Origin of the sequence: Streptomyces sp. NPDC059740 (assembly GCF_042733155.1) — a bacterium.
Lineage (GTDB): Bacteria > Actinomycetota > Actinomycetes > Streptomycetales > Streptomycetaceae > Streptomyces.
Map to the genome: position 1 here is coordinate 1 of NZ_JBHWGP010000078.1, position 10,003 is coordinate 10,003.

The window sequence follows — 10,003 nt, forward strand, 5'->3', positions numbered from 1 at the left end:
TCGCCGAGTTGCTCTCGGAGTGCGAGCTGCTGCGTGCCCAGGCGCAGGCCGCCGGTGTGGAACTGGACGACAGCGTCGCCTCCTTGGAGGCTCTGGACCAGCTCCGGCCGGTCTGGCGCGACGACCCGGAGACGGCGGCCTGGCTGGGCAACGACGCCGGGCTCTACCTCGGCACGGTGCTGGTGCGCACCCTGCCGGGGGCGAGCTGGCAGGTGTGGCCCGACGGCCGGGTCCTCGTGCGCCTGGAGTCCGGCAGACAGGTCGACGTGGTCACCGCCGGCCACTCCTGGGCGGACGAGGGCGCACCCGAGCTCTCCCAGCTCTGCGCGGAGGCCAGCGAGGACTGACGGGGCCGCCCGCTCCCCGTCTGCCTGCCCGCCTGCCCGGCGCCCGGGCCGGGGCGCGCCACCCTTCCGCCGCCGTGCCGGCCGGCTCTCAGCGTCCCGGCGGCCCTGCCCCGGCGGCCCTTCCCCCTCTGAGCCCTGCCTCCTGTTCGCCGGCCGGATACCTGAGGGTGATCAGTCGCACCACCGTGGGTCAGTCCCCGGTGGCGAGATGCCGGAGTGTGCGCCCCGTCTGTGAGGGCGGGCACGGGGCCTGCGTCACAGGGGAAGCGCGGTAGTAGGCCTCGCCCCTGCCACGAAGGCCGTCGTTGCGGTCGTCTCCCGTTCCTCCCCCAGGCACCTTCGTAGGTCACAGGTTGGCGCCGGTGGGGAGCCGGTTCCCAGGGTGGTGGACGTACCGGGGAGCCGAGCGCCGGACCGGGCGGGAGTCCTTCCGCCTGAGCCTGACACCGGCCCCGCGACGCGAGAAGCCGCGTCGAGCACGCACCGGACGCCCCAAGGGTTCCGGGATGTGCCGCCGACAGCTTGTCGGCCTCCCCACGATGTCCCCCGTAGAGAGGTACGCCATGACTGCCACCACCACCGCCACCCGTTTCCGCAAGTACACGGTCGCCGGTATTGCCACCGCGGGTGCCGCCGCTGCCGCCGCGACGCTGGCGCCGACTCCGGCCCATGCTGCCCCGGTGCACGAGGCCAAGCCCGCGGCCGTCTCCGTCGTCCACGGCAAGAAGGCCGATGCGAAGGACGCGCAGGCCAAGGAGGCGGCGAAGGTCGCCAAGCTGGTCGAGCAGGGCAAGAAGAAGCACGGCGACGACCTGGACGGCTGGATCCGCACGGCGCTGGACGTGATGCAGTACGAGCACATCCCCGGCTCCTACCAGGGCATCCACAAGAACATCATCCGTGAGTCCGGCGGTAACCCGACCGCGCAGAACAACTGGGACATCAACGCTCAGAAGGGCGTGCCGTCCAAGGGTCTGCTCCAGGTGATCCAGCCGACCTTCGACACCTACCACGTCAAGGGCACCAAGGACTCGCTGACCGACCCGGTGGCCAACATCGTGGCTGCGTGCAACTACGCCGCCGACCGCTACGGCTCGATGGACCACGTCGACTCCGCCTACTGATCGGGCGGGACGTCACAGTCCGCTCGGGCTCTGGGGACAGCCGTTCCCCGGTCGGGGGCGGCGGGGCCCGGGTCACCGGTGAGGGCCGGGTGGGATCACACGATCCCACCCGGCCCTCACCCGTGCCTGACCTCCGGAGCGCGCAGGCATCCCCGTCCCGGCCCCGGCAGGAAGCCGTCACAGCCGGTGACCGGGAACCCGCCGCAGGGTGCCTCGGCCGGGCGGGTGCGCGATCGCCTGAACCTCCCGCGCGCCCGGAGGAAAGGCGCACCCGGTGGCGTGTCAGTCGGTGGGGACGCCCACGGCCGCGATTAGGTTGCGGACCCTCGTGACACCAACGGGAGGCGGCAGTGCGGCATGGCCGGTGAGGCGCTCATCGAGATGCGGGGGGTCAACAAGTACTTCGGCTCCCTCCACGTCCTGCGCGACATCGACCTGACCGTCGACCGCGGCGAGGTCGTCGTCGTCATCGGCCCCTCCGGCTCCGGCAAGTCGACGCTGTGCCGCACCATCAACCGCCTGGAGACCATCGACACCGGCACCATCGCGCTGGCAGGCCGCCCCCTGCCCGCCGAGGGACGGGAACTGGCCAGGCTCCGCGCGGACGTGGGCATGGTCTTCCAGTCCTTCAACCTCTTCGCCCACCGCACGGTGCTCGCCAACCTCACCCTCGCCCCCGTCAAGGTCCGCCGCCGGCGCCGCGAGGACGCCGAGCGGCGGGCACGGGAACTCCTGGACCGGGTCGGGCTGGCGGCCCACGCCGACAAGTACCCGGCGCAGCTCTCCGGCGGGCAGCAGCAGCGCGTCGCCATCGCCCGCGCCCTCGCCATGGAACCCGAGGCGCTCCTCTTCGACGAGCCGACCTCGGCCCTCGACCCCGAGATGATCAACGAGGTGCTGGAGGTCATGCGGCAGCTCGCGCGGGAGGGCATGACGATGGTGGTCGTCACCCACGAGATGGGGTTCGCCAGGTCGGCCGCCCACCGCGTGGTCTTCATGGCCGACGGTGCGATCGTCGAGGACAGGCCGCCGGAGGAGTTCTTCACGGCTCCCGAGAGCACCCGCGCCCAGGACTTCCTCTCCAAGATCCTCAAGCACTGAGGGGACGCCGGACCGTGCCGCCCACACCCCGCCCGCACCCGAGCGACCGGCCGCGCCGGCCCCGACGCCTGCGGCCCGCACTCACCGTGGCGCTGCTCTCCGCCCTGGCCCTCGCCGCCGCGGCCTGCGGCAGGTCCGGCAGTCCGCCCGCCAAGGGCCCCAGCAAGAGCCTGCTCCCCTCCTACCAGGTGCGGCACGGTTTCCGGTTGCCCGACTCGCCCACCTGGCGCCGTGCCAGAGCCCGCGGGCACCTTGTCGTGGGCGTCAAGGAGGACCAGCCCTACCTCGGTGAACGCAACCCTGCCGACGGCACGTTCAGCGGCTTCGACATCGAGATCGCCAAGATGATGTCGGCCTCCCTCGGCTTCCCCCCGGCCGGTATCCGGTACACCACCATCGCCTCCGCCAACCGGGAGACGGCCCTCCAGAACGGTCAGGTCGACTACTACGTCGGCACCTACACCATCAACGCCCTGCGCAGACGCCAGGTCGGGTTCGCCGGCCCCTACTACATCGCCGGCCAGGGGCTGCTGGTCCGCAAGGACGAGACGGGCATCCACTCGCCGCACGACCTGGACGGGCGGAAGGTCTGCTCGGCGGCGGGCTCCACGCCCTACCAGCGCATCCGAGCCGACTACCCGCGCGCGATCCTCGTCTCCTACGACACCTACTCGGTGTGCGTGGACAACCTCCTCACCTTCCAGGTCGACGCCGTCACCACCGACGACGCCATCCTGCTCGGCTACGTCGCCAAGGCCCCCGGCGAACTGAAGGTCACCGGCCGGCCGTTCTCCAAGGAGCCCTACGGCATCGGCGTCCCCAGAGACGACACCGCCTTCCGCCTCGCCCTCGACGACGCCCTCAGCCGCCAGGAGAAGAACGGCGACTGGCGCAAGGCGTACCGGGCGACCCTCGGGCTCTCCGGCGTTCCCGCGCCGAAGCCGCCGCCCATCGACCGCTACCGGACGAGCTGAGAGGAGCACACGGGCGTGGACGTCCTGACCCAGAACTGGGCCCTCTACGGGCGGGGGCTGCTGGGCACCGTCGAGCTGACGGTGTACGCCTCCCTGCTGGCCCTCGCTCTCGGCGTGCTGATGGCCGGGTTCCGGGTGGCGCCGGTGGGCTCGCTGCGGGCGCTGGGCACGGTCTGGGTGACGGTGCTGCGCAACACCCCCCTGACCCTGCTGTTCTTCGCCGTGCTGCTGGGCCTGCCGCGCTTCGGCCTGGTCCTGCCCTTCCAGCTCTTCGCGGTGCTGGCCCTGGGCTGCTACACCTCGGCGTTCATCTGCGAGGCGGTGCGCTCCGGCATCAACACCGTGCCGGTGGGCCAGGGCGAGGCGGCGCGCAGCCTGGGCATGTCCTTCCCCCACACCCTGGGCGCCGTCGTCCTGCCGCAGGCCTTCCGCGCCGTCATCCCGCCCGTCGGCTCGACCCTCATCGCGCTCGCCAAGAACTCCGCGATCGCCGGCTCCTTCAGCGTCGTCGAACTGCTCGGCACCTACAAGACGCTCGGCGAACTCGGCTACGGCGTGGTGTGGACCTTCGTCTGGATCGCGGTCGGCTACCTGCTGGTGACCCTGGCCCTGAGCGCGGTCTTCGCCCTGCTGGAGCGGCGCTGGGGGGTGCCGCGGTGACCACCGCCACCCGCAGGCGGCGCCCGCCCCGGGCCTCCGCGCTCTACGACGTCCCCGGCCCCCGGGCCCTGCGCCGGCACCGCCGCTGGGGCCTGCTGTGCCTCGCGGCGATCCTCGCGCTGCTGGCCCTCGCGGTGTGGCTGCTGGTGGACACCGGCCAGTTCTCGGCCCGCAAGTGGGCGCCGTTCACCTACGTGGGCATCCAGGAACTGCTGCTGGACGGACTGGCCAACACCCTCAAGGCCTTCGGCCTCGCGGCGGTGCTCTCCCTGGCCCTGGGTGCGGTGCTGGCCGTCGGGCGGCTCTCGGACCACCGGCCGGTGCGCTGGGCGGCGACGCTCCTGGTGGAGTTCTTCCGCGCGATGCCGGTGCTGGTGATGATCTTCTTCGTCTACGTGGCGCTCCGGGTCGAGCCGCTGTACGCGCTGGTCGCCGGGTTGACGCTGTACAACGGCTCGGTGCTCGCCGAGGTCTTCCGCACCGGCGTGGAGTCGGTGGACCGCGGCCAGCGCGAGGCGGCCCACGCCCTGGGCATGCGCAAGACGACGGTGATGGTGCACGTCCTGGCCCCGCAGGCGGTCCGGGCGATGCTGCCGACCGTCATCAGCCAGCTCGTGGTCACCCTCAAGGACACCTCGCTCGGCTTCCTCATCACCTACGAGGAGTTCCTGCACGCCGGGCGCCTGATCGCCTCCAACCTCGACTACGACCTGCCCTTCATCCCCGTCGTCATGGTGATCTCACCGATCTACATCGGCCTGTGCATGCTCCTGTCGTGGGTCGCGAACCTGGTCGGCCGACGGGAGCGCCGTGACGTGCGGACCAAGGGCATGCGCCGGTCACCGCGGGCGGGCACCCTCCAGGCGGACGGTGGGGGACAGGGCTGACGGCCCCTGGGCCGGGGAAGCCCGGGGGCCGGGGACCGCCGTCTACCGGGACGCGTCGGGGTAGGCGGCCGTCGCACGGATCTCGACGAGGAGACCCGGGCTGGCGAGGGCGCTCACACCGATCAGCGACCAGGTGGGGAAGGGGGCTTGGACCAGGCGTTGCTTGGCTGCGAGGAAGCCGGGCATGTGCTGGTGGATGTCGACGTGGTAGCTGGTCACGTCGACGAGGGCGGACAGGTCGAGGTTCTCCAGGCGCAGGATCTCCTGGATGCGCCGGAGAGCGATCTCGGTCTGTTCCTCGATGGTGTCCGCGATGGTCCCGTCGGCGCGGCGGCCGATGGTCCCCGCGATGAACAGCAGGCCGTGTGCGCGGACCGCGGCGGAGTAACCGAAGCGCGCGAAGGCGCTGGTGGTCTCCCCGAAGACGGCGGAGTCCTCGGGGATCTCGACGGTGTGGAGGGGCATGGCGAAGGGTTCCCTTTTCGTCGGCTGGGTTGTTTCTTCGGTTCGGTCGTGGCGGCGGAGGGCTCAGTCGCCCCATCGGGAGGAACCGGCGGCCTGCTCCAGCCGGGTCCGGCCGTAGGTCTCGCGTTCGCGCAGGAGTTCGCCGGGAATCGAGTAGCGGGGAGCGTTCGCGGGGTCCTGCGCGGCCTGCGCGACGATCGCGTCGGTCAGTGAGCGCACCATGTCCAGGCGTGGATGGGCGGCGTGGACGGCTGCGGCCTGCTCGTCGGTGACGGCGTCGAGGCGGTCGGGCCCGAGGGGGCCGCCGAAGTCGAGCGCGATGCCGTGGCGGACGAGGACGCAGAGCGTGCCGCGGCGTTCCGCGATGCCGGGGGAGGTGTGCAGCGCGATGGCCTGCCAGACCTGGTCGGCGTCGGCTGCGGACCTCCCGTGCCGGAGGAGGAACTCCGCTGCCCGGTCGGCGCCTTCGACCTCGAAACGCCCGCGGTGCGGGCCGTCGGAGGCGACGCCGAGGTCGTGCATCAGGCAGGCGGCGAAGAGCAGGCCGTCGTCGTAGTCCCGGTCGGCGGCCAGGTCCAGGCGGGCGGCCGCCAGCCTGGCGAACAGGTAGCTGCGGACGGTGTGGTGGAAGACGGAGGGTGTGTGCACCGGCCTGACGTGGTGCAGGACGGCCTCGGCGAGGGGGGTGCCGGGCAGTGTGGTCAGGTCGGTGGCCACCTCGTGGCGCGGTCCGGTCATGACCTCATCGTGGCCGGACGCCCACCGGCCCGACGAGTGGCAAAACTCCCTCACTTCGAAAGGATTTTGCCACCGCTGCGTCTCAGCCGGCCGTGGACGGCTCCTGGGTGCGGTGGGAGCGTCCGAAGGTGCGCCGGTAGGCGGTGGGGGTGGTGTCGAGGGCCCGGCGGAAGTGCAGACGCAGGTTGGCGGCCGTGCCCAGGCCGCATTCGTCCGCCACCCGGTCCACCGGGTGGTCCGTGGTCTCCAGCAGTTCCCGAGCCCGGCCGAGCCGCGCGTTGAGCAGCCACCGCAGCGGGGTCGTGCCGGTCTCCTCGGTGAACCGGCGGATGAAGGTGCGCTGCGAGAGGCCGGCGTGGCGGGCCAGCACCGACAGGGTGAGCGGCTCCCGCAGGTGGTGCAGGGCCCACCCCCGGGTGGCGGAGAGCGAGGCGTCACCGGCCACCGCGACCGGGGCGGGCACGTACTGGGCCTGCCCGCCGTCCCGGTGCGGGGCGGCGACCAGGCCGCGGGCCATCTCGTTGGCGACCACCGCTCCCAGGTCCCGCCGTACCAGGTGCAGGCAGAGGTCGATGCCGCAGCACACCCCCGCCGAGGTCAGGACGTCCCCCTCGTCGACGTACAGGACGTCGCGGTCGACCGTGACGGCGGGGAAGCCGCGTTCCAGTTCCTCGACGTGCTTCCAGTGGGTCGTGGCGTGCAGGCCGTCCAGGAGGCCGGCCCAGGCCAGCGCGAAGGCCCCCGTGCAGATCGACACCACGCGCCGGCCGCGTCGGCGGGCCTCGGCCAGCACGGCGAGCACGGCGTCCGGGGGGCGGTGGAGAGGCTCGAAGCCCGGCACGACCACGGTGTCGGCGGCGCGTACCTGCTCCAGGCCGCCCTCGGGGACCAGGGCGAAACCGGCGGTGGTGGTCACCTGCGGGCTGAGCCCGCACAGGGTCATCTGGTAGGGGGTCTCCGGGCGGGCGCTGAAGATCTGCGTCGGGATCGCCAGATCGAGCGGGGTGACCCCGTCCAGCGCCAGGACCGCGACGCGATGCACTGACATGGCAAAACCCTAGCGGGGTACGGCAGTCACGCCGTTCCCGGGCTGGACGGGGCGCGGCCCACGACGGCCCGCACCGGAAGGCTCACCCGCTCTCGCCGTCCAGGTAGAGCCACCGGCCGGCCACCCGCACGAAGCGGCTGTCCTCACGCTGCTCGCCCTGTCGTCCCCCGGACGTCCAGTGGGCGCGGAACTCCACCCTCCCCTCCTGGTGGAAAGCGGTGCCGCCGGTGGTGGCGAGGATCTCCAGCCCCGTCCAGCGCACGTCCTCGTCCAGGTCGAGCGTGGCGGGGCGGGTGTCCGGGTGCCAGGTCGCCAGGAGGTAGTCCGCGTCCCGCACCGCGAACGCCGCGTAGCGGGAGCGCATCAGCGCCTCCGGTGTCGAGGGGACCCGGCGGCCGGTGTGGCAGGCCCCGCAGCAGTCGCCGTAGGCGGCGGGCAGGCCGCAGGGACAGGGGGCGGCGGGGGAGAGGGGGCCACCGGCGGCCCTGGACGGGGCGCCCGGCGACCGGGACGGCTTCCTGCTGCGGGACATTCCGCGATTATCCCCGGTGGGACCCGGGCCGCATGCGCAGGGGCGCGTTCCGCGCAGCCTCGTGCGTGCGGGAACGATCTCGCCATGTTCGTGTCATCGCCTGCCGACGGGGCATCAGCATGCGTACGCTCGCCAGGGGCGCTCCGCGGGACCCGGTCACGTTCCCCGCCGGGACGCCGCGGGCGCCACGCAGGACCCACCGTCCGCGCCACACCCGGAGGTACGCCCATGCCCACCGTCCGCCGCCCCCTCGTGGCGGGGGTGACGCTCGCCCTGGCCGGCACGCTGCTCGCGGGCCCTGCCGCAGCCCAGGACCGGCCCGCCCCCCGCCCCGCCAAGACACCCGTCGCCGTGGGGTACGGCGGCGCGGTCGCCAGCGTCGACGCCGACGCCTCGGCGGCCGGCCTGGAGGTTCTGCGCGACGGCGGTAACGCGGTGGACGCCGCCGTCGCGACCGCCGCCGCGCTCGGCGTCACCGAGCCGTACTCCGCGGGCCTCGGAGGTGGCGGCTACTTCGTCTCCTACGACGCGCGCACCCACAGCGTGCACACCCTCGACGGCCGTGAGACCGCGCCCCGTACCGCGGACGCGGGCCTGTTCCTGGAGGACGGCAAGCCGCTGCCGTTCGCCGACGCCGTCACCAGCGGCCTCAGCGTCGGCACCCCCGGCACCCCGGCCACCTGGGAGACCGCGCTGCGCAAGTGGGGGAGCCGGTCGCTGGCCGACGTCCTGTCCCCGGCCGAGCGGATCGCGGACCGCGGGTTCACCGTCGACCCCACCTTCCGCTCGCAGACCGCCGACAACGAGGAGCGCTTCCGGGACTTCCCCGCCACCGCCGACCTCTTCCTGCCCGGCGGCAGGCTCCCCGAGGTGGGCAGCACCCTGCGCAACCCCGACCTCGCCCGCACCTACCGCGAGTTGGGCCGCAAGGGCATGGGAGAGCTGTACCGCGGGGCGCTCGGCCGGGACATCGTCGCCACGGTCCGCAAACCCGCGGTCCGCTCCGGGGCCACCCGCAAGGTGCGTCCCGGCGATCTGTCCACCGCCGACCTGCGCTCCTACGCCGTCCGCGACCAGGCCCCCACCCACACCCGCTACCGCGGTCTGGACGTCTACGGCGCACCGCCCTCCTCCTCCGGCGGCACCAGCGTCGCCGAGGCGCTCAACGTCCTGGAGAACACCGACCTCGGCGGGCTGAGCGAGGAGCAGTACCTGCACCACTACATCGAGGCCTCGCGGATCGCCTTCGCCGACCGCGGCCGGTGGGTGGGCGACCCCGCGCAGGAGGACGTGCCGACCCGGGGCCTGACCTCGCAGGCCTTCGCCGACTCCCGGGCCTGCCTGATCCGCGACGACGCGGTGCTGAAGAGCCCGCTGGCGCCCGGCGACCCGCGCCACCCCGGCAGCCGCTGCACGGCCGGCGGCCCCGCGGCGCCCACCACCTACGAGGGGCGCGACACCACCCACCTCACCGTCGCCGACCGCTGGGGCAACGTCGTCGCCTACACCCTCACCATCGAGCAGACCGGCGGCAGCGCCATGGCGGTGCCGGGGCGCGGCTTCCTGCTCAACAACGAGCTGACCGACTTCTCCTTCGCCCCCGCAGACCCGGCGGTGCACGACCCCAACCTGCCCGGCCCCGGCAAGCGCCCGCGCTCCTCGATCTCCCCGACCGTCGTCCTGCAGGACGGCAGGCCGGTGGTGGCCGTGGGCTCGCCGGGTGGCGCGACCATCATCACCACCGTGCTGCAGACCCTCACCAACTTCCTGGACCGGGACATGTCGCTGGAGGACGCCATCGCCGCTCCGCGCGCCAGCCAGCGCAACGCCGCCACCACCGAACTCGAACCGGCGCTCTACGACAGCCCGTTGCGGACGCGGCTGGAGAAGCTGGGCCACCGGTTCACGGAGAACCCGGAGATCGGTGCGGCCACCGGCATCCAGCGGCTGCCCGGCGGCAGGTGGCTGGCCGCCGCGGAGCCGGAACGTCGCGGCGGCGGCTCGGCGCTGGTGGTGCACCCCGGGCGCCACTGAGGACACGTCGCAGAGGGGAAGCGGGCGGCCCCGGGCGCCAAAGTGACCGTGGGCGGCCCCGGTCTCCCGCGGTACAGTGAGCAGCAGCGTTTA

At 73.1% G+C, this 10,003-nt stretch carries 11 protein-coding genes; 7 read left to right on the top strand and 4 right to left on the bottom strand.

Translation table 11 applies throughout. The annotated features are described in order from the left end of the window. The 6 genes from ACFV3R_RS34175 to ACFV3R_RS34200 form a co-directional block, all read left to right on the top strand. Positions 1-347, top strand: a 347-nt coding sequence (locus ACFV3R_RS34175; protein ID WP_385591350.1) for a DUF6278 family protein, incomplete at its 5' end; no start/stop codon positions are given. A gap of 563 nt (positions 348-910) precedes the next feature. Continuing rightward, a complete protein-coding gene (locus tag ACFV3R_RS34180) occupies positions 911-1,471 on the top strand; it encodes a transglycosylase SLT domain-containing protein (protein ID WP_385591353.1) in 561 nt (186 codons plus the stop codon). A gap of 357 nt (positions 1,472-1,828) precedes the next feature. After that, positions 1,829-2,572: an amino acid ABC transporter ATP-binding protein gene (locus ACFV3R_RS34185; protein ID WP_385591356.1), complete on the top strand. Its 744-nt coding sequence runs from the start codon at positions 1,829-1,831 to the stop codon at positions 2,570-2,572. A gap of 68 nt (positions 2,573-2,640) precedes the next feature. After that, positions 2,641-3,546, top strand: coding sequence for a glutamate ABC transporter substrate-binding protein (locus ACFV3R_RS34190; RefSeq protein ID WP_385591379.1), 906 nt, complete (start codon positions 2,641-2,643; stop codon positions 3,544-3,546). A gap of 15 nt (positions 3,547-3,561) precedes the next feature. Next, positions 3,562-4,206, top strand: coding sequence for an amino acid ABC transporter permease (locus tag ACFV3R_RS34195; RefSeq protein WP_385591359.1), 645 nt, complete (start codon positions 3,562-3,564; stop codon positions 4,204-4,206). Continuing rightward, positions 4,203-5,093, top strand: a complete 891-nt coding sequence (locus ACFV3R_RS34200) for an amino acid ABC transporter permease (RefSeq protein ID WP_385591362.1) — start codon at positions 4,203-4,205, stop codon at positions 5,091-5,093. Before ACFV3R_RS34195 ends, ACFV3R_RS34200 begins: the two co-directional genes overlap by 4 nt. Positions 5,094-5,135: 42 nt before the next feature. On the opposite strand, the gene ACFV3R_RS34205 is transcribed toward ACFV3R_RS34200, so the two are convergent. The 4 genes from ACFV3R_RS34205 to ACFV3R_RS34220 all read right to left on the bottom strand — a co-directional run bounded on the left by ACFV3R_RS34205 (position 5,136) and on the right by ACFV3R_RS34220 (position 7,876). Further along, positions 5,136-5,558, bottom strand: coding sequence for a Rid family hydrolase (locus tag ACFV3R_RS34205; protein ID WP_385591364.1), 423 nt, complete (start codon positions 5,556-5,558; stop codon positions 5,136-5,138). Positions 5,559-5,621: 63 nt separating this feature from the next. Continuing rightward, positions 5,622-6,296, bottom strand: a complete 675-nt coding sequence (locus ACFV3R_RS34210; RefSeq protein ID WP_385591368.1) for an HD domain-containing protein — start codon at positions 6,294-6,296, stop codon at positions 5,622-5,624. An 82-nt stretch (positions 6,297-6,378) separates the two neighbouring features. Continuing rightward, positions 6,379-7,344: a GlxA family transcriptional regulator gene (locus ACFV3R_RS34215; RefSeq protein WP_385591371.1), complete on the bottom strand. Its 966-nt coding sequence runs from the start codon at positions 7,342-7,344 to the stop codon at positions 6,379-6,381. Positions 7,345-7,426: 82 nt separating this feature from the next. Then, positions 7,427-7,876 (bottom strand): YchJ family protein, encoded by a 450-nt coding sequence (locus ACFV3R_RS34220; RefSeq protein WP_385591374.1) that lies wholly within the window; start codon positions 7,874-7,876, stop codon positions 7,427-7,429. A 228-nt stretch (positions 7,877-8,104) separates the two neighbouring features. Here ACFV3R_RS34220 and ggt point away from each other — a divergent pair, with 228 nt between their 5' ends. Then, a complete protein-coding gene (gene ggt, locus ACFV3R_RS34225; protein WP_385591377.1) occupies positions 8,105-9,910 on the top strand; it encodes a gamma-glutamyltransferase in 1,806 nt (601 codons plus the stop codon). The last annotated feature ends 93 nt before the right edge of the window (positions 9,911-10,003 follow it).

What these genes read in the sequence shown, in the direction of transcription:
- ACFV3R_RS34180 (WP_385591353.1), top strand. Translation starts at nt 911, where the DNA reads ATGACTGCCACCACCACCGCCACCCGTTTCCGCAAGTACACGGTCGCC.
- ACFV3R_RS34185 (WP_385591356.1), top strand. Translation starts at nt 1,829, where the DNA reads ATGGCCGGTGAGGCGCTCATCGAGATGCGGGGGGTCAACAAGTACTTC.
- ACFV3R_RS34205 (WP_385591364.1), bottom strand. Translation starts at nt 5,558, where the DNA reads ATGCCCCTCCACACCGTCGAGATCCCCGAGGACTCCGCCGTCTTCGGG.
- ACFV3R_RS34210 (WP_385591368.1), bottom strand. Translation starts at nt 6,296, where the DNA reads ATGACCGGACCGCGCCACGAGGTGGCCACCGACCTGACCACACTGCCC.
- ACFV3R_RS34215 (WP_385591371.1), bottom strand. Translation starts at nt 7,344, where the DNA reads ATGTCAGTGCATCGCGTCGCGGTCCTGGCGCTGGACGGGGTCACCCCG.
- ACFV3R_RS34220 (WP_385591374.1), bottom strand. Translation starts at nt 7,876, where the DNA reads ATGTCCCGCAGCAGGAAGCCGTCCCGGTCGCCGGGCGCCCCGTCCAGG.
- ggt (WP_385591377.1), top strand. Translation starts at nt 8,105, where the DNA reads ATGCCCACCGTCCGCCGCCCCCTCGTGGCGGGGGTGACGCTCGCCCTG.